Genomic DNA, 19,010 nt, shown 5'->3' with positions numbered 1-19,010 from the left:
ACCGCTGCGGAAGCAATGCCGCGGCACGCCCGCACCCGTACCCGCACCAGCGGCCCGTCCCGCTCAGCGCGCACCACCGTCCCCCGGTGCCCCTCGGCGCCCTCTCACCGTCCCTCACCGTCACAGGCAGGTTCCGATGACCGAGCTCCACCCCTCCACGCCCACCGGGCCGTCCCGCCGCACCGCCCTGCGTGCCGCAGGCGGCGGCACCCTGCTGATGGGGCTGGGGCTGGCGGGCTGCCGCTCCGCGGTCTCGGACGCCTCGTCCCCGGCACAGGGCGCCAGTTCCGCTCCCCGGCGCGGCGGCACCCTCGACGTCGCCGTCAACAGCGACTTCACCCCCGGCCTGCTCTTCTCGCAGAGCAACCAGTCGCTGCAGCACCGGCTGATCTACAACACCCTGACCCGGTACGACGACGACCTCACCCCCCAGCCGGAGCTGGCCACCTCCTGGACGTACGCCAAGGACGGGCGCAGCATCACGCTCCGGCTGCGTGAGGGCGTCACCTTCCACGACGGGCGGAAGTTCACCGCGGACGACGTCATCTTCGCGGTGAGGAACCTTCAGAACCCGGTGCGAGCGGCCCAGTTGCGCAGCACGGCGGCGACGATCACCGGTTTCGAGAAGCGCGGTGACCACGAACTCGTCCTCAAGCTCGCACACCGCGTGAACAACCTCTTCGACCTCTTCGAGTTCATGATCATCACCGATCCGGGGACGGTCGAGGACGCCGTCACCGGCAAGAGGCTGATCGGGACCGGCCCGTTCAAGCTGAGGAAGTGGAGCCCAGGTTCCGGTCTGAGCCTCACGCGTCACGACGGTTACTGGCTGCCGGACCGCCCCCACCTCGACGGGGTGCACATACGGGTGATACCCCAGGCCGACGCGCTGAGTTCGTCCCTGCGCTCCGGCCAGTCCCAGCTGTCCTTCGACGTCCCCGGCAAGAGCCTGAGCACCGTCAAGGCCGACCCGAAGCTCGGCATCACCAGCTACGCCACCGGCGCGGGCGCCGTCTACCTCGGCGTCAACACCACGGTCGAGCCGCTGCACGACCGGACCGTCCGGCAGGCCATCGCCTGGGCCGTCGACCGCGAACGGCTCCTCGCCCAGGCCCTCGGAGGGTACGGCCTCGCCTCCGCCGCGCCGTGGCCCAAGTCCTCCCCCGCCTTCACCGAGGCGCACCGCACCCACTACACCCACAACCCCGGCAGGGCCCGTGAACTGCTGAAGTCCGCCGGACACGGCAGGCTCGAACTGCCCCTGCTGCACCTGGCGCTGCCCAGCGACACGGCCATCGCCGAAGCCCTCCAGTACGACCTGAAACAGGTGGGCATCGACGTCACGCTCCAGCCCACCGACTCGGCGACCGCCCAGAAGAAGCTGATCTCCCAGGGCATGCCCGCCCTGTGGACGATGAGCCACGGCTTCGCCCAGGTCCAGCCCTCCACCCTCGCCGTGAGCGCCTATCCGTTCAACGAGGCCAAGAACACCTCCAAGTACCGCTCCGCCCACTACACACAGGTGGTGCGGGAGGCGTGGACGGAGCCCGAGTCGAGTGCGGCGCGGGCGAACACCCTGCACGACGAGATCTCCGGCATCCTGCTCGACGAGGCGTTCATCATCGACCTCGTCGTCCGCGGACAGGTCCAGGTCGCCGCCGGCCGCCTGCACGGCGTCGCCCTGAACAAGTTCTCGTACCTCGACCTCGACCACGCCTACCTGGTGTGACATGCGCAGCTACCTGCTCCGGCGGCTTCCGTCCGCTCTCCTCGTCCTGGTCGCCGCCTCGTTCCTGATCTTCACCATCCTGCGGCTCGTCCCCGGCGACCCCGCCACCACCCTCGCCGGGCCGGACGCGGACGCGGCGACCGTCGCCGCGATCCGGGAACACCTCGGCCTCGACGCGCCACTGCTCTCCCAGTACGCCCACTGGATCGGCTCCCTGCTCACGGGAGACCTCGGTCCCTCGTACGCGGTCGGCGGACGGACCGCCGACCTGATCGGCAACGGGCTCGGCGCCACCGCCGAACTCACTCTGGCCGCCCTGCTGTTCGTGATCGTGCTCGGTACGGCCTTCGGCATGCTCGGGGCCACATCGCGCAGCCGGTGGATCCGCAGCGCGGTGCGGGTGACGACGACCGCCGCCCTCGCGGTGCCGCCGTTCGTCAGCGGGGTGCTGCTCGTGTGGCTCTTCGCCGTGAGCCTCGGCGTGCTGCCCCCGGGCGGGCGGGTGGCCTTCCTCTCCGCCCCCGACCTCGCCGTGCAGTACCTGGTCCTGCCCGCGCTCTGCCTGGCACTGCCCAGCGCCGCCGTCCTCGGCCGCTACCTCAAGGACGGCATCGAGCGCGCGCTCGCCGAGGACTTCATCCGCACCGCCACCGCGGCCGGTGTCGCACCGCGCCGCCTGCTGTGGCGCCACGCCCTGCCGAACGCCCTGCCGCCCGTGGTCACCCTGCTCGGCATGCAGACCGGCCAACTGCTCGGCGGAGCCGTGCTCGTCGAGGCGATCTTCGCCTGGCCGGGCCTCGGCCAGCTCGCCGAACAGGGCCTCACCCTCCGCGACTACCCGGTCGTCCAGGACCTCCTGCTGCTCCTGGTCGCCGTCTTCGTCGTCGTCCAGCTGCTCACCGACCTCGTGTACGCCTGGGTCGACCCCCGGATCAGGTGGGAGTAACCGCCATGAGCTCAACCGCAGATCTCCACCCCACCGGCCCCGCCGGGGCGGAACCCGCCGCTTCCGATCCCACCGGCCCCGCCGGGGCAGATCAAGCCGCCCCCGCCCCCGCGGAGGCGGATCCCGCCACCACCGGCCTCACCGCGGTTCCCGGCCCGCAGCCTCCCACCGCGGCCGGCCGCCCGCGCCGCCCGGCCCGCAGCCGCCACCCCTACCGCAGCGCGCTGTCCACCGTCCGCGGCCGCGCCGGTCTCGTCCTCGTCGGCGCGGTGGTGCTCGCCGGGCTGCTCGCCCCGCTCATCGCAGGACACGGGCCCACCGACCAGAGCGGCCAGAGCCTCGCCGGCCTCGGCACCCCGGGTCACCCACTGGGCACCGACGACCTCGGCCGCGACCTGCTCAGCCGGGTCCTGTACGGCATCCGCGCCGACCTCGGCATCATCGCGCTCGCGGTCCCCGCAGGTGCCGTGCTCGGCTGCCTGTTCGCCCTCGTCGCCGCGGCGCACCCGGTCGCCGACACCGTCGTCCAGCGCGTCTTCGACCTCGTCCTCGCGTTCCCCGGCCTGATCCTGGCGCTCGCGATCACCGCGATCCTGGGCCCCGGGAGGCTCCCCGTGATCCTCGTCATCGCGCTCGCCGAGGTCCCGGCCTTCGGGCGGCTGCTGCGCGGCAGCATCCTCGTCCAGCGGGAGCAGGAGTACGTCACGGCCGCCCGGGTCGGCGGCAGTTCGGGCCGCCGGGTGCTGGTCCGGCACATCCTGCCCAACGCCGCCGACCCGCTCATCGTCCAGGTCGCCGTGTCGCTGAGCGTCGCCGTCTTCATCGAGGGGGCGATGAGCTTCCTCGGGGTGGGCGTGCGGCCGCCCGCACCCACGCTCGGAGCCGTACTGAGCCAGTCCATGCCCTATCTCGCCCAGGCCCCCGACTTCGCGGCCGGGCCCCTGATCACCGTGACCGCGCTCGTCCTCGGGCTCTCGCTGATCGCCGAGGCGCTCAACCGGGAGATACGCCGATGACATCGCAGGAACTGCTTCAGGTGCGTGACCTCGGCGTCGAGTTCACCTCACCGTACGGCCCGGCCCTGCGTGCCGTACGACGGGTCTCCTTCGACCTGCGCCGCGGCGAGACGCTCGCCGTCGTCGGTGAGTCCGGCTCGGGCAAGTCCACCACCGCACTCGCCCTGACCCGGATGCTGCCGGGCACCGGCCGCATCACCACCGGCTCGGTCCGCCTCGCCGGGCAGGACCTGGCCACCGCGACCCAGCAGGAGCTGCGCGCGGTGCGCGGCGCCCGGATCGGCATGATCTTCCAGGACCCGATGACGGCCCTGAACCCCGTCCTGACAGCGGGCCGCCACCTCGACGAGGTGCTCCGCGCCCACGGGAACCACGACCGGGCCGCCCGCCGGGCGCGTACCGTCGAACTCCTCGACCGGGTCGGCATCCCCGACCCGCACCGCCGCGCGGACGACCACCCGCACCAGTTCTCCGGCGGCCAGCGCCAGCGCATCCTGATCGCGATGGCCCTGGCGGGCGAGCCCGACATCCTGCTCGCCGACGAACCGACGACCGCGCTCGACGCCACCGTCCAGGACCAGATCCTGACCCTGCTGGACGACCTCAACCGGGAGACCGGCACCGCCCTGGTCCTCATCACGCACAACATGGGCGTCGTCGCCCGCGCCTGCGCACGCGTCCTCGTCATGTACGGCGGCACCGTCGTCGAGGACGGGCCCACCGCCGAAGTGCTCGCCCGCCCCCGCCACCCGTACACCGCCGGACTCCTCGCCGCGGTACCGCGTCTGTCCGCCCCCTCCGGCACCCGGCTCACCGGCATCCCCGGCAGCCCGCCCGACCTCACCCTGCTCGGCGACGGCTGCGCGTTCGCCGACCGCTGCGCCTTCGCCGAGGACCGCTGCCGTACGCAGACACCGGCGCTCACCCCGCTCGGGAACGGCGTACGGGCCGCCTGCCCGCCCGCCGCCCGCCGCGCCGAACCGCTGAGCGCACCCGCCGCGCCCGCCCGTATCGACCGCCCCGCACCGGGCGCGACCGTCCTGGCGGCCGAAGGGCTGCGCAAGACGTACAAGGGGCGCCGGGCCGGGGGACGCCGCTTCACCGCGCTCGACGGAGTGTCCCTGACGCTCGCCGCCGGGGAGACCCTCGGCATCGTCGGCGAGTCAGGCTCCGGGAAGTCCACCCTGGCCCGGGTCCTCGCCCACGCCCACCCCGCTGACGGCGGCACGCTGCGGCTGCGCGGTGCGGACGTCACCCGGCCCTCGCGCCGCGAGCTGCACGCGGTGCGCCGCCAGGTCCAGATGGTCTTCCAGGACCCGTACGCCTCGCTCAACCCCCGCATGACGGTGGGCCGGATCGTCGCCGAGCCGCTGCTCGCCTTCGGTATCGGTGACCGGGAAGAACGGGAGCGGCGGGTGGCCGAACTGCTGCGCAGGGCGGGCCTCGACCCGGCCGTGGCCGACCGCTACCCCCGCTCGTTCTCCGGCGGACAGCGCCAGCGCATCGGCATCGCCCGGGCGCTCGCCCCCGAACCGTCCGTCCTCATCTGCGACGAACCCGTCTCCGCGCTCGACGTCTCCGTCCAGGCCCAGATCGTCGGCCTCCTCACCGACCTCCAGCGCGACCTGGGCCTGGCCCTGGTCTTCATCGCGCACGACCTCGGGGTGGTGCGGCAGGTCAGCCACCGCATCGCGGTGATGCACCGGGGCCGGATCGTGGAGAGCGGCAGCGCCGACGAGATCTGCGAGCGCCCACGCGACCCGTACACCCGCGCCCTGCTCGCGGCAGCGCCCGAACCCGTACCCGCGGCGCCGCACCCGCAGCGCAAGGAGGTCCCCGCGTGAACGCGTGCTGCGCCCCCGGGCGGGGCGGCAGGGGCGAGGCGGGTACGGGCGGTACGGGTGCGGCCCTGCTTCCCGTACCGCCCGTACGCAGTGGGGTACCGGCGCCTCCCGGGCCCCGGCCCGCCGCACACCGGGCGATGGCCGAACTGCCCGGTGGTGTCTTCCGGATGGGCGACGCCTTCGGCGAGGGTTACCGCGCCGACCGGGAGGGGCCGGTGCGCGAGGTGACCGTGGCGCCCTTCGCCATCGCCACCACCGCCGTCAGCAACGCCGAGTGGGCGTACTTCGCCGACGCCACCGGCTACCGCACCGACGCCGAACGCCACGGCAGTTCCTACGTGTTCCACCTGCTGGTCCACCCGGCCGCCGAACGCCACATCCTCGGCCGGGTGCCCGGGGCCCCCTGGTGGCTGGGGGTCGCGGGGGCGACCTGGGCGGAACCGGAAGGGCCGGGCTCAGGACTGAGGGACCGGGCCGACCACCCCGTCGTGCACATCTCGCACCACGACGCCCGCGCCTACTGCGAGTGGGCCGGGGCCCGGCTGCCCACCGAGGCCGAATGGGAGTACGCGGCCCGCGGCGGCAAGGACGGCGCCCGCTACCCGTGGGGTGACGCCTTCGCCCCCGGCGGACGCGAGATGTGCAACACCTGGCACGGCCGCTTCCCGCACCGCTCCGACCGCCCCGGCGGCCGCACGGGCACGGTGCCCGTCACCGCCTACGAGCCCAACGGCCACGGCCTCCACAACACGTCCGGCAACGTCTGGGAGTGGTGCGCCGACGCCTTCGGGCCCGGCGAACGCGTCATCCGGGGCGGCTCCTACCTGTGCCACGCCTCGTACTGCAACCGCTACCGGGTCGCCGCCCGCTCCCACAACACCCCCGACTCCTCGACCGGCCACGGCGGCTTCCGCTGCGCCCGGGACCTGACGCCGCCCACGGCTCCGGAAGGACGTGCGCCCGGGGGCACCCCGGGCGGCGCGGACAACTGACCACCCGAGCCGACGCACCGGTACACCACCCGACCCACGGTTCGTCCGGCCCACGACGCTTCGCCGACCCACACCGCTCCCCCGACCCACGACGACGGAGTCCACACGCCCATGAGTACCCGCGCCCGCGCCCGACGCGACCCGTACGACGGCTTCCCCGGCCGGATCGGCCGTACCTTCGCCGCATCGGAGCCGGCCTGGCCCCCGCGCACCACCCCGCCGGAGAAGGCCCCGAACATCGTGATCGTCCTCGTCGACGACATGGGCTACAGCGACATCGGCCCGTTCGGCTCCGAGATCGCCACCCCCACCCTGGCGTCCCTGGCCGAGACGGGCGTACAGCTCACCAACTACCACACGATGCCGCTGTGTTCACCGGCCCGCGCCGCGCTGCTCACCGGCCTCAACCCGCACCGGGTCGGCTACGCCATGGTCGCCAACTCCGACCCCGGCTTCCCCGGCTACGGCATGGAGATCGCCGACGACATCCCCACCCTCGCCGAACTGCTCCACGACGCCGGCTACGCCACGTACGCCGTCGGCAAATGGCACCTGGTCCGCGACTCGGCGTCCAACGCGGCCGACGACCGCAACAACTGGCCGCTGCGCAAGGGATTCGACCAGTACTACGGCGTACTGGAGGGCCTCACCAGTCTCTTCCACCCGCACCAACTGGTGCGCGACAACAGCCCGCTGGACATCGACGAGTTCCCCGACGACTACTACTACACCGACGACATCACCGACCAGGCGATCTCCATGGTGAAGTCACTGCGCGCCCACGACCCCGACAAACCCTTTCTCCTCTACCTGGCGCACAACGCCGTCCACGGCCCCCTCCAGGCCAAGGAGGAGGACATCGCCCGCCACCGGGGACGCTACGACGAGGGCTGGGACGTGCTGCGCGAGCGGCGCTTCGCCGCCCAGCTCGCCGACGGCCTCTTCCCGCCCGGCACCGAACTGCCCGAGCGCAACAGCGAGGCCGGACTCGACGTCCCCGCCTGGGCCGACCTCACCGAGGAGCAACAGAGGCTGTACGCACGCTACATGGAGGTGTACGCCGCGCTCGTCGACAACATCGACCAGAACCTCGGCCGGCTCACCGAGACCCTCGAAGCCCTCGGGGAACTCGACAACACCATCATCGTCTTCACCTCCGACAACGGCGGCACCGGCGAGGGCGGCGCCGAGGGCACCCGCTCCTACTTCAGCCGCTTCGTCCACCACCCCGCACTGCCCGAGGACTGGACCCCGGACGTCGACCGCGACCCCGAACTGATCGGCGGCCCGCGCAGCCTGGTGCACTACCCGCGCGGCTGGGGCATGGCGTCCAACACCCCCTTCCGTCTCTACAAGGGACACACCTACGCGGGCGGGGTGCGCGTGCCGTTCGTGCTGTCGTGGCCGAGGGGCGCCCGCGAGGGACAGCTCGCCCCCGGGCTGCGCACCCAGCACCAGTACGTCACCGACATCGCCCCGACCCTGCTGCGGCTGGCCGGCATCGAGCGGCCGGTCGAGCGCCGCGGCGTCACGGTCCAGGAGGAGGACGGGGTCAGCTTCACGCCCGTACTCGCCGACAAGGAGCACCGGTCCACGCACCCCGAGCAGTACTGCGAGATGACCGGCAACCGCAGTTACTACCGCGACGGCCACAAACTCGTCACCCTCCACCGCCCCGGCACGCCCTATGACGACACCGAGTGGGCGCTGTACGACATCTGGACCGACCCGACCGAGATCCACGACCTGGCCGCCGACCGGCCCGCCCTCGTCAAGGAACTGTCGGCGGCCTGGGAGACGGCGGCCCAGCGCAACGGCGTCTTCCCGCTGCCCGACGGCAGCGGCGCACTGGCCCGCCGCAACCCGGCCGAACGCCGGCTGTCCCGCCCGCTGACCCTGCTGCCGGGCACCCCGGAACTGGAGCGCTACCGCTCCTCCCGCCTGATCACGCTGCGGTCCTTCGAGATCACCGTGGCGGTCGACGAGGGGGGCGACGGGGTACTGGTCTCCCACGGCGACCAGGGCGGCGGCTACAGCCTGTACGTGGAGGACGGCCGGCTCCGCTTCGCGTACAACGAGTACGGGGTGCTCCAGGAGACGGACGCCGGGCCGACGCCGCCGGGCGAGCAGGTGATCGTGCTGTCCGCGAGGGCGGAACGGGGCCTGCGCTGGGCGTTCACGGTAAGCGTCGACGGCGAACCACGGGCCGCCCCGCCCAGCGTCCACCAACTCATCGGGATGGCCCCGTTCCAGGGCATCAGCGTGGGGCTCGACCGCAAGTCCCCGGTCTCCTGGCCGCTGTACGAACGCCACGGCGCCTTCCGCCACCAGGGCCGCCTCCGCTCGGTGACCTACCACCCGGGAGAACCGGGCCCGGACTCCCCGGAAGCGGTGGCAGCGGCGCTGAAGAAGGCGGCGGCTGCGTTCGAGTAAATAGTGCCGCGGCGGCGCAGAAATCCCGGTCGGGACGGAAGACTTCCGACCGGGTTTCACTCTCCACTACCGCCACGACCTCGGCAGCACCGGGGCACCTATGAATGATCCAGGAGAGAGAGGATGGTTTCGATCACGTGATCCATTGATTGCACCTCCTCGTCCGCCACGCCGGAGTTGGTGAGTTCCACTCGATAACGCGTGCCAGGCAGAGGGGTGATCCAGATTTCTCCGGCGGACCTGTCGAGATGATCCATGGCGAGACGCAGCACACCATGACTGAAGAACGGGAAAAGTAGACACAGTCGATCGCTGGAACGAATCTCTCTCAACAGCGGGTGAGCGGAAGAGAAATCGCCATCCGAAAGAAGCCGATCCCATTGCGTTACAACGGGATCACCGCTTTCGTATGCGTGCGCCAGCTCACTGCAGCGCATGAACGGGAAACGCTTTCCCAGTTCATCCAGGCTTGCACCTCGGTGCCACGCACCCACCACCTCCACCGCAGCGCGGAGATCGCCGGTGCCACCGGCGGCCCACGGGTTGATCTCACCTTCAAGGCTGATGGAAAACCAACGCTCGTCCAGTCCGAGAAGAATCAGAATGACACCGTGAGCCGATTCCACCCGCGCAGTACTGAACTGCGCCCGCCCGGACACGGACTGTGGGCGAACCGGCGGCAGTTCTATCCCATTCTCCTCGGCGACATGGGACATGGCAGCCGCGAGGCCGCCCAGTTGAATCAAATCAGGATAGAGATCGATATTGAGGAATCTCGACAGTTCGCGAGTTGAATCCTTATTTTCAAATTCCATCACAGATGAATTTTCCGAGAGCCGGGGAGCGACCGCCGAGTTTCCGACGACCACGATCACGCCAGGCAGTCACATTACCGTCACAGCTCAATGGGCCGATAGGCCAGGGCCTGATCCACTACTTCTTCCGCGCTGAGCGGCGGATCAGAATAGAAAATCAGGTCGGTCACCCGGGGATGCCGCACGCTCTCCTTGAGCTCTTGCACCAGTGCATCCTCCTCGCTCTCCGGAAGAGTGGCACCGATGAGCTGCTGCACCATTGAGACCAATTCTGCACGAGACTTCGTGGGCATCTGAAATATCCTCCCGGATTGAGTGTTCAGCTTCCGAAATGGTAGCTGCCGTCGAGAATTTCCTTGTGGTAGCGCGGAGTTACCGTGACAAGGTTATCAAGATCATACACGCCGCCGCCACGCTGAATTGGTTGCACGTGATGCAGGACGTACCGGTACTGTCCAGGAACCGACTGCCCTTCAACAACGAATGGTGCTTTACCCCCCGTCATCGCTGTCTGTCCGGACGCACTAAACTGCTTGGCAATGGAAGGATGCTTGGAGACTTCTTCCCAGAACGCCGATCTGAAGTCATTGAAGCTACGAAACTCCCGCCCTTGCAGGCCTCGAGCCACTTGCCCCGGGATCCGTCCCGCGTTTCCCTGCGAACCCCTGAGCCACCTTCCATTGACATCGGGGAGCCTGTCACCTCCCGTAACCATGCCTGGCGAGTTCCGAAGTTCAGTCGCACTCTTCCTGGCCCCGATCGAGCAGGGACCGAGGCCTAGAGGATCGACTGTTGTGTGCGGATTCTCAACGTACGCGACAGGATTTGGTGCGGGCTCCAGACCGAGAGGGTCGGAGGTGAGGTACCGGGCAGTCTCGGGGTCGTAGTGGCGGAAGTAATTGTAATGCAGCCCCGTTTCGGGATCGAAATATTGACCGGGGAACCTAAGCGGCGTGTAAGCAGTGTTGTCCGATGCCCATGTCGTCGAGCCCCAGAGCGTGGCCCGCATACGCCAGGCGATGCCGCCGAATTCGTCCAAAAGCTCGACAGGAGCACCAGCGAGGTTCGTAACGATCGCGAAGAATCGGCAATCAATCTCCTCCTGCGGTGCATCGGCTGCGGCAACACGCTCCGTCTGGGTTATCGGACAGAGCCCTTGGTGGTCCCAGGTAAGCGTGACCGGGTCCGGCAACTCGGTTGCTGTCGTCGTCTCTTCGCAGAGGGTGGTGCCGTCCCAGACGAATTCGGTTTGCTCATCGACCGATTCGCCGTCCGTCATCAGCCGTTGCTTGACGGTGCGCCGACCGAGAGGGTCATAGCGATAGCGCCACCGGGTGCCGTTCGGGGTGATCACGGAGGTCAGACGGTCCTCCGGGTCCCACTCGTAGCGCCAAATATCCGGCCTGCGGGACAGCCTTGCCTTCCTTCGCAAGGTTATGCGGCCTCGTGCGTCATGTTCGTAGCGAACGTTTCCGGCATGAGTGATACGAGTACCGCTGTATATGCGTTGGCCGGTAGCTTCGTGGCCAGGGTGGGTAGGTGGCCAGTGCCCGTCGGTCTGGTTTCCTGCCGTGTCGTAGGCGTATCGCTCAGTCCACTGAAAACCCTGCACGACCGTCACACGGCCGGCTGCGTCCAGCTCGAATTGGCGCGCTCCATTCAGTTGGTCATCGAGACCCGTCAGGCTGCTATCGGCTCGGTACCTGTAGGACCGGCGCTGAATGCTACTGACGTTGTCGGTAACCGTCTGAGCAGTCAAGCGACCCATATTGTCGAACGAGTTCGCCATGGTGACAGAGCCACCGAAGAGTCGAGTCAACTCCCGGCCTGCCGGGTCATGGGTAAATGTGATCGCATGCCCGCTCGACGAGGTGAGGGCCGCGCAACGGCCTGCCGCGTCGTAACTCCACGTGCTGGTGACCCCGGTGGGAGTCGTGCGGCTGATGCGACGTCCGAGCGCGTCGTATGTATAGGTGGTGGTACGCCCATTAACCGTTTCCGACTTCAGGAGGCCGACTGCATCACGTTCCAGTGTCAGGCTCGCATCCGGGCCGGTCGCTCCGATCAGCTGTCCGGTGAGGTCATAGGCGTAGGTGGTGATGAGCCCGTCAGCATCCTTGAGGATGACCTGGCCGAGCGCATCACGTTCGTATCGGACGACCTGACGGAGAGCTTCGCTGGTGCGTGCCGCGAGGCGCCCCGCCGGGTCATAGCAGTAGGTGAGTGTCCGGTCATCGAAGTCTGTCTCTGATATCAGTGACCCGGCCTCGTCATACGCGTAATCCCATGTCAGCTGCTGGGGACCGGAAACACGCGTCATACGCTGTTCGGTGTCGTAATTGAAGGCATAACGGGCCCCGTCCGGCCCGGTACGGGCCGTGAGCAAGTCGAACTGGGAGTACTCGAAGCGGGACTTTGCACCCATGGGATCGGTATAAACCGTGCAGTTGCCTTCGCCGTCATACGCCCATGATTCAGCAGATTCGTCCGGGGCGATGCGACGAGCAAGCTTTCCCTCGACCGTCCATTCCAGATGGGTATCTGCGCCAAGAGGGTCTGTGGAAGCGACCGTACGGCCGAAGTTATCCCTACGATAGCGAGTAATGGCACCTAGCGGATCCGTGATGTGGATGGGGAGCCCGGCAGAATTGCAGCGCACCAGTGTCCTGTAACCCAGGCTGTCTGTAACCGATTCCAGGTAGCCCTTTGCGTCATAGGAGAAACGGGTGACGGCGCCCGCCGGATCGGTAATGACGGTGCGGTTGCCTCTTTTGTCGTACTGCTGGTACCAGACGGCTCCACCTGGGCCAGGCACTGTGGTGGGCAGTCCGAGTTCGTTGTACTCAGACCTTGCCTCGTGTCCATCCGGCCGCACGACCGCGACAACGCGACCGTGCACGTCGTATGCGAATCGGGTGGTGTGGCCGAGTGGGTCGGTGACTGAGACCAGGCGGTGGTCGGTGTCCCATTGTTGGTGGGTGGTGTGGCCGAGTGGGTTGGTTTCGCGGATGAGGCGGTAGGCGTCGTTGTGTTCGTAGTGGCTGGTGTGACCGAGGGAGTTGGTGACGCTGGTGGTGCGGGTGGTGTCGTTGTAGGCGAGGGTGCCGGAGAGGTATCCGCCGGTGCCGTGGGTGCGGACGACCCGGCCGTGCTGGTCGTAGGTGTAGGCGTAGGTGGTGTTGTTGCGGTCGGTCCAGGAGGTGATGCGGCTGTCGGTGTCGTAGGTGAAGCGCAGGGGGAGGCCGGAGGAGTTGGTGACGTCGGTGAGGTGGCCTTCGTCGTTGTAGCCGTAGGAGAGCAGTGTGGTGCCGGGCGAGTCCGTGGCGTGGGGGTCGATCAGGCGTAGGGCGGTGATGCGGGGTTGGGTGGGGTGGTGGTCGAGGGCGATGCGGTAGCCCCCGCTGTGGCTGACCTCGACTGGGGTGCCGTTGTCGGTGTAGTGGAGGGTGATGCGCTGGTTGTTGCGGTCGACGATGGCCTGCAGGGGCAGGTCGATGGCTTGGTTGTCGTCGGTGGGCTGGGGGGTGTGGAAGATGTGGGCGAGCCCGGTGTCGGGGTCGGTGATGCGCAGTCCGCCGTCGGTCTCGGTGTCCCAGGTCAGGGCGAGGCGTGACCCGGTTTCCGGGTGGACGGGTGTGTTGGTCTCGGGGTCGGGGCGGGGGTAGGTGAGGCGGGCGCCGTCGGGGGCGGTGTAGATGACGCCCTCGTCGTCGACCTGAATACGCTGGTCGAGGGTGGAGGCCCAGGAGGGCCCGAACCAGCCGCCCCACCGGTAGGACGAGATATGCGTCCGTTCCAGGATGAGAGGGAGCGTGCCGGGGAGGGTGACGTCGGTCTGGGGCAGGAGCATGTCGCCGGTGGCGACGTCGATCGGGTCGAGTTTGCATTCCTTGAACATCCCGCGGATCGAGGCGGGAAGCTTCTCCCACTCCGAGGGCCGCAGCTTCAGGCGGGACAACCCTGACCCGTTGAGGTTCAGCGCCTTCGCGAGGTCGGCCATCTCACCGGGCTTGAGAGCCTTCAGGCCCTTCCCGAGGGCTTTTCCGAGGAAGCCGAGACCGACCCCCGCGACAGCACCCTCGGTGAGGAGTTTCGCGAGTTTCCCGGGGTCCTTGAATGCGCCGGGGTCTTCGAGGGCGGTGGTGAACGCGGTGAACTTCATGCCCTCACCGGCGAGTTTCCCGACCTTCGCGACGGTCTTGATGTCCTTCAGCGCCTTCAGCGCCCGCTCGACGTTACGGACGGCCTCCATCACCGTGCGCACGGTGGCGCCCAGTGCGCTGCCTTCCTCCTCGATCCGCGTGACCAACGCGATGACCTTCAGCGCACGCTCACCCGCCACCAGGGTCGAGGCGACCTCGGACATCCCGGCGGTCAGCACGGACAGGGCCAGGCCGGCTATCTCGAACTCGGCGATCTCCGCGACCATCACCCCGATCTGGGTGATCAACTCATGCGCCTCATCGGCGAACTTGTCGAGGGCCGTGGCACCACCACGCAGGGAATGCGCCATGTCCGTGGCGTGCTTGCGCATCGTCCGCGCCCGCTTGGAGAACGCCTTCGCGGTCTCGCCCTCCCACGTCACACCCGACATCGCCACTTCAGCACCGTGAGCAGCGTCCTCCAACCCCTTCGCCAGAGACCGCCAGTGCTTCGCGATCTCCCGGACCCCATCAGGATCGACCGCCGGATCAGTGATCCCCAGGAACTCCAGACCACTGGCCATCGTGTCCCCGAAGGCATGGTTGGCCTTACTGATCCAGTGCAACGGATTCAGATCCACCACCGCGCTCAGCCCTTCTTACCGGAGGCAGCCGGCGCAACCGACATGGACAGGGCATGCGATGCGGCTTTGAAACCGTGCACCGGCTTCACCATGTGATGCGGCGCCCTCCACGGCCCCACAGGCCCCTCAGACGCAGCGTCCTTCGCCAGACCCGACACAACAACCCGCCCCCGATGCGACTGCACAGACGCCAACCGAACTAACTTACGTAAAAAGTTGGTGGGTTGACATGGAACCCAGCAGGACTGGCAGGAATCTGCGTCTCATGACAGGTGGAGGAGGCCGGGGGCGTGACCGGTCGACACCCTTCGCGAAGAATGTGAAGCGATCCGGGCCCCGAGCTTCGAGAGCCGAGCCGCGGCGGGGCAGAACCGCTTTCTTCCCTCCCGAGCGCCTCCGAGCGTTGCGCGTGACGCGAATGGCTGGCGGGCCGGCGGTACGGCAGTGCCCTCGGCGCCCTCGCAGCCCTCGCCACCCCTGCGCGCATGCAAAAAAGGCTCCTGCCGGGTAAACCCGGCAGGAGCCTTGAGCTGCATTGTGGACCTGTGGGGATTTGAACCCCAGACCCCCTCGATGCAAACTACGGGCAATGTGGTCGCTGGGGGTCACTGGGCTCGTCAGACAGCTCCCCAAGTGCACGGCCGATCGGCTGTGGTCGAACTGGTTGCTGTACTCCGCTGCGGTACAGCACAGGCCACTACTTTGTAAGCCCAGCAAGAGGCGGCTGAGCGCCATGGCAGGCCCCGGACGGCTGCCTCCCAGTGTTCTCCGAGGCTGCCTCCGTGCGCCAACGTTGGTGCCAGATCACCGGTTCGGCATCTGCTCGCCAGCCGCCCTGCGCGGTTGCGCCAAGACTTTCGCTGCACGCCAGTCAGCTGCATGCTTTTGCTCTATGGACGCCCGCAGCTCCCCAGGAGTCGACCATGGCGCGCGCCGGTGGATCATGCGGTGGCAGTTGGAACATATGAGGGCGAGATCTCCGAGCTTGGTCCGCCCCTCCCCCGCTACGTGGAGTGGAAGGACGTGATGGCACTCGATATACCCGGCGCCGCGGTCCCCATAGACCTCCTCGAAGTCGAAGCCGCACGCCTCGCAAGCGAGCCGTCCGTCGCGCTGAAGGACCGAAGCGATCTTCTTCTTACGCAGGCCCCTGTTACGTTCACGCGCCCTGTGTCGGCGCATCAGCAGTCGCCCTTCGGGCGCGCTGTAGTCGTCACCGAACTCCTCGTCCTCAGTCGGCGCGAGGGATTGCAGTTCGCCGGTCGCGATGCCCTGACGGATGAGCCGAGCGGCCTCGGCCATCTCCTCTGGGCGAGCAAGGAACTCGTGCAGCACCGCAACATCTAGCGTGCCGCCATTGGTGGGCTTCCCCTGGTACGCCGGGTGCCGGGTGGCGATGTCGAACGTCTTACGAGCGACGCCGTTGGGGTTCCGGAACTTTTCGTTGCGCTCGGCTTCCGCATGAATGGGAATCAGCTGGAGCAGGGCTGACAGCTCCACTACCCGGCTGTCCTGGGCATCCAACCCCTTCCAGTCGTTCTCCATCACCAGGCGGCAGGCGAGGATGATCTCATCGCGGGCCCAATCCGGGTTCTTGATGGCCTTGACCTGGAATCCCACCCGCTTGAGCCACGCTGCGGCTTGGTCCCTGCCCCCGCTGAACTCGGTCGGCATGAGGGCCTGTCCCTGTTCCCACTTGTGTGCCACCCCGGCGACCGCCTTGGAGTCGTACTCCCGGCCCTCGTGCACCAAGACATAGGACCGCGCTCCCTCGAAGCCGTACTTCGCCAGGAAGGCATCACGCCCCAAATCATCATGCTCAGCCAGGGCCTTGAGTACGGACTCTCGTGTGATCGCTCCTCTACGCATGGCGGAAGCGTACGGCCAAGTGCCGGCACCGCCGCACGAAAGTTGGACAGCAACCCCACCGAGGGAGCCCCTCGCTACTAAGGTTGCGCCATGACAGACAGCCAGAGCACAGCTGCAGCAGGCCCCGACTCCGACGAAGATCCACAAGAAAGTCTAGTCAAGGCCGATTCAGATGTACTGGATCTTGAATCCGACGAGATCGACAGCACACCAATCCGAGCCGATGACGCTCTGCGGTACTTCGGAGCGGACTTCGACGTTGACGGCCTAGTCAAGCGACTCAACAATGACACGTTCATAATCCCCACTTTTGAACCTCTCACCGGGGACGATATCGCAGGATTCGAAGGCTTCCAGAGGGGACTAGTCTGGAAGAAGAAACAAATGGACCGATTTATCGAGTCCCTCTTGCTCGGCTATCCGGTGCCAGGAATATTTCTTGTGGAGTTGGCCGACCGCCGTTACCTGGTCCTCGATGGCCAGCAGCGTCTCACAACTCTGCAGGCCTTCAAACGAGGCCAATATCGATCCGTCCGTGGTCCCAGCAGGTTCGCGCTGCGCTACGTCGGCGATGAATTCAAAGGACACACCTATGAAAACCTGGAGCCCACACAGCAACGCATCTTTGATAACACTTTCATTCAAGCCACGATCATTGTCCCGAAGGGTGCGGAGGGAAAGCGGGGAGTCTATTCGCTTTTTGAGCGAATCAATAGCGGAGGAACCAATCTAAAGCCGCAGCAAATCCGGGTCGCCTTGTACGCTGGCGAGACTGTAAATTTTGTACGAGATCTGAATCAAGACGCGAACTGGAGGGATCTATTCGGCCCACAGAACCGGGACCTTAAGGATCACGAACTGATCCTTCGGGCTATCTCGTTGATGCCAACAGCTCGTGGCATTCAGGTGTTCCGCCCCCCCATGGCCCGATTCCTGAACGACTACCTGGAAGTGAACCAGGACCAGCTTCCCGCAGACTCCGAAGGGATTCGCACTCGATTCACCAGGGCAGCTCGGCTCTTGAATGAAGCCCGAGGACGGGATGCGCTCAAGATTCGGGGCACGCAGGTGAATGCAGCTCACACAGACGCCGTGCTGGTGGGCTTGATGTCGGCATTCGAGCAGCGAAGTAATACTTCAGCGGAAGACGTTGAAACAGCACTTACTGCCCTTCTCGCAAATGAGAGGTACCAGTACGCTATCTCGGAGAGCACGTCGCACTCGGAGCAAGTAAGTGCCCGTATCAAGCTCGCAACGAAGGCATTCCGGGGAGAATCACTTGCCGACGAACAAGAGTAGCGCCCGGGTTGAGATACTGAAACTGAAATCCGACTTGGACTCCTCATACAAGAGGTACAGGGAGGGAATTCTTTCGATTGATATCCCACTACAGGAGGATATGCATAAATATATGTGCATACGCCTCTCGGGCTACATGGAGCAACTCATCTTCGAGGCGGTATGCGGGTATATCTCCAGCACTACTGCTGGCGCCGCGAAGAGTTTCGCACTGTCGACTTTCACTAAGGCTCCGAATCTCACCCCAGAGGCTTTAGAGAAACTAGTGGGCAGATTCGGAGATGCCTGGAAATCCGAGATCTCCGAATTTCTTAATGTGGACGAGCGCCGTAACTCCTTGGGGAATTTGCTAACAGTTCGCAATAAAACCGCCCATGGCCAGAACTACCGCGGTGGGCAATTGAACGTGGCTACATATAAGAAACTCGTCGACGATCTCCACTCATGGGTAATCGTGCGTATGTTGGCGTAGCGCTTCACCGCGGACTGCCCAGATCGCTCAACCCACCACTCACCCCGAGCTTCCATCCCGTCCGCCTTCGACCCGCATATCGTGGAGCGGGCGTGGTTCAGGGCGTCAAGGTGGAGCGCGCCACTGTACGGACGACCTTGACGCCCTGGGCCGCGGCTGTTCGGCTTTGCCTGGGTCGGAGGCGGACGGGATGGAAGCCCTCACCACGCTCACCACGACGTACCGGCAACCGCCAACGGTGCCCCCTCCCCGGAGGCATGTCCTTGCCCCACCTCTCCACCACCCTCTTCTTTGCCTCCCCTTCGCCTTACGGGTTCTGGGGTTGACCGTCGGAGCGGGCTTGGTGTCCGTGGTGCGTTGGGTTGCTGGCGTCTGTTGTGTCGGGGTGCGGTGGTTGGTGGGGTGTCCCCGCCAGGGCTCCTTGGGCGGGCCGGTGGTCGTCCTCGGTCCGGCGGAGCGGAGGGCGGGGCAAAGCGTGAAACGGAGCACCCTGCGGCAACTTCAGTGGCGCGGGGCCGTGGGCCGGGCGGAGCGGGCCGAAGGCAGGAGCGTCGCCCGAGCCCACGAGCCCGCGCCGACCTGCGTGGCAGGCCGGTGGGGTGTGATCCGTAGCGGCGGCTGGAAGCCGATTGCCCAACCGCGCCGGATGCCCGAAGGGCAATAACCGAGCCCGCCCAAGGGGGAAGCCTGTGGCTGTGGGAACCCTGCCGGGAACCGACTCCTCGCACGTGGGGACCGTCCTGCTTGGTATTTCCGCGCTGTCGTGGTCCTCAGCCTGAAATCCCCCGGGGAGGAGTCCTTCTTCATGC

The 19,010-nt window shown here is 67.1% G+C and carries 12 protein-coding genes; 8 read left to right on the top strand and 4 right to left on the bottom strand.

Annotated elements, in window-relative coordinates; genetic code table 11:
* Positions 1 to 136 precede the first annotated feature (136 nt).
* The 6 genes from OG285_RS21050 (at position 137) to OG285_RS21025 (ending at position 8,960) form a co-directional block, all read left to right on the top strand.
* Positions 137 to 1,729 carry an ABC transporter substrate-binding protein gene (locus tag OG285_RS21050; RefSeq protein ID WP_371791876.1) on the top strand — a complete coding sequence of 531 codons (1,593 nt, stop codon included), beginning with the start codon at positions 137 to 139 and terminating at the stop codon, positions 1,727 to 1,729.
* Between the two features lies 1 nt (position 1,730).
* A complete protein-coding gene (locus OG285_RS21045) occupies positions 1,731 to 2,675 on the top strand; it encodes an ABC transporter permease (RefSeq protein ID WP_371791875.1) in 945 nt (314 codons plus the stop codon).
* Positions 2,676 to 2,680: 5 nt separating this feature from the next.
* Complete coding sequence (locus OG285_RS21040; protein ID WP_371791874.1) at positions 2,681 to 3,691, top strand: ABC transporter permease; 1,011 nt, start codon at positions 2,681 to 2,683, stop codon at positions 3,689 to 3,691.
* The gene (locus OG285_RS21035) at positions 3,688 to 5,535 is read left to right on the top strand and encodes a dipeptide ABC transporter ATP-binding protein (protein ID WP_371791873.1); all 1,848 of its coding nucleotides are present in this window, start codon (positions 3,688 to 3,690) and stop codon (positions 5,533 to 5,535) included. The genes OG285_RS21040 and OG285_RS21035 overlap by 4 nt, the downstream gene beginning before the upstream one ends.
* 137 nt (positions 5,536 to 5,672) lie before the next feature.
* Entirely contained in the window at positions 5,673 to 6,527 is an 855-nt protein-coding gene (locus tag OG285_RS21030; RefSeq protein WP_371793577.1) for a formylglycine-generating enzyme family protein, read from the top strand.
* A gap of 111 nt (positions 6,528 to 6,638) precedes the next feature.
* The gene (locus OG285_RS21025; protein ID WP_371791872.1) at positions 6,639 to 8,960 is read left to right on the top strand and encodes an arylsulfatase; all 2,322 of its coding nucleotides are present in this window, start codon (positions 6,639 to 6,641) and stop codon (positions 8,958 to 8,960) included.
* A gap of 98 nt (positions 8,961 to 9,058) precedes the next feature.
* Here the strand turns inward: OG285_RS21025 and OG285_RS21020 are convergent, their stop codons facing one another.
* The 4 genes from OG285_RS21020 to OG285_RS21005 form a co-directional block, all read right to left on the bottom strand.
* The gene (locus OG285_RS21020; protein WP_371791871.1) at positions 9,059 to 9,835 is read right to left on the bottom strand and encodes a hypothetical protein; all 777 of its coding nucleotides are present in this window, start codon (positions 9,833 to 9,835) and stop codon (positions 9,059 to 9,061) included.
* A gap of 20 nt (positions 9,836 to 9,855) precedes the next feature.
* Positions 9,856 to 10,035, bottom strand: a complete 180-nt coding sequence (locus OG285_RS21015) for a hypothetical protein (RefSeq protein WP_371791870.1) — start codon at positions 10,033 to 10,035, stop codon at positions 9,856 to 9,858.
* A 59-nt stretch (positions 10,036 to 10,094) separates the two neighbouring features.
* The gene (locus OG285_RS21010) at positions 10,095 to 14,561 is read right to left on the bottom strand and encodes a DUF6531 domain-containing protein (RefSeq protein ID WP_371791869.1); all 4,467 of its coding nucleotides are present in this window, start codon (positions 14,559 to 14,561) and stop codon (positions 10,095 to 10,097) included.
* An 804-nt stretch (positions 14,562 to 15,365) separates the two neighbouring features.
* Entirely contained in the window at positions 15,366 to 16,430 is a 1,065-nt protein-coding gene (locus OG285_RS21005; RefSeq protein ID WP_356828290.1) for an HNH endonuclease, read from the bottom strand.
* 90 nt (positions 16,431 to 16,520) lie between these two features.
* Here OG285_RS21005 and OG285_RS21000 point away from each other — a divergent pair, with 90 nt between their 5' ends.
* Both OG285_RS21000 and OG285_RS20995 read left to right on the top strand, forming a co-directional pair.
* Complete coding sequence (locus OG285_RS21000; RefSeq protein ID WP_371791868.1) at positions 16,521 to 17,729, top strand: DUF262 domain-containing protein; 1,209 nt, start codon at positions 16,521 to 16,523, stop codon at positions 17,727 to 17,729.
* Positions 17,710 to 18,201, top strand: coding sequence for a HEPN domain-containing protein (locus tag OG285_RS20995; protein ID WP_371791867.1), 492 nt, complete (start codon positions 17,710 to 17,712; stop codon positions 18,199 to 18,201). The genes OG285_RS21000 and OG285_RS20995 overlap by 20 nt, the downstream gene beginning before the upstream one ends.
* Positions 18,202 to 19,010: the final 809 nt, after the last annotated feature.

Origin of the sequence: Streptomyces sp. NBC_01471 (assembly GCF_041438865.1) — a bacterium.
Lineage (GTDB): Bacteria > Actinomycetota > Actinomycetes > Streptomycetales > Streptomycetaceae > Streptomyces.
This window is presented reverse-complemented; position numbering and strand designations above follow the sequence as displayed.

Excerpts from the sequence above, each read along its gene's own strand:
- OG285_RS21045 (WP_371791875.1), top strand. The coding sequence starts at position 1,731 with ATGCGCAGCTACCTGCTCCGGCGGCTTCCGTCCGCTCTCCTCGTCCTG.
- OG285_RS21000 (WP_371791868.1), top strand. The coding sequence starts at position 16,521 with ATGACAGACAGCCAGAGCACAGCTGCAGCAGGCCCCGACTCCGACGAA.
- OG285_RS21040 (WP_371791874.1), top strand. The coding sequence starts at position 2,681 with ATGAGCTCAACCGCAGATCTCCACCCCACCGGCCCCGCCGGGGCGGAA.
- OG285_RS21050 (WP_371791876.1), top strand. The coding sequence starts at position 137 with ATGACCGAGCTCCACCCCTCCACGCCCACCGGGCCGTCCCGCCGCACC.
- OG285_RS21015 (WP_371791870.1), bottom strand. The coding sequence starts at position 10,035 with ATGGTGCAGCAGCTCATCGGTGCCACTCTTCCGGAGAGCGAGGAGGAT.
- OG285_RS21005 (WP_356828290.1), bottom strand. The coding sequence starts at position 16,430 with ATGCGTAGAGGAGCGATCACACGAGAGTCCGTACTCAAGGCCCTGGCT.
- OG285_RS21030 (WP_371793577.1), top strand. The coding sequence starts at position 5,673 with ATGGCCGAACTGCCCGGTGGTGTCTTCCGGATGGGCGACGCCTTCGGC.
- OG285_RS21025 (WP_371791872.1), top strand. The coding sequence starts at position 6,639 with ATGAGTACCCGCGCCCGCGCCCGACGCGACCCGTACGACGGCTTCCCC.
- OG285_RS21035 (WP_371791873.1), top strand. The coding sequence starts at position 3,688 with ATGACATCGCAGGAACTGCTTCAGGTGCGTGACCTCGGCGTCGAGTTC.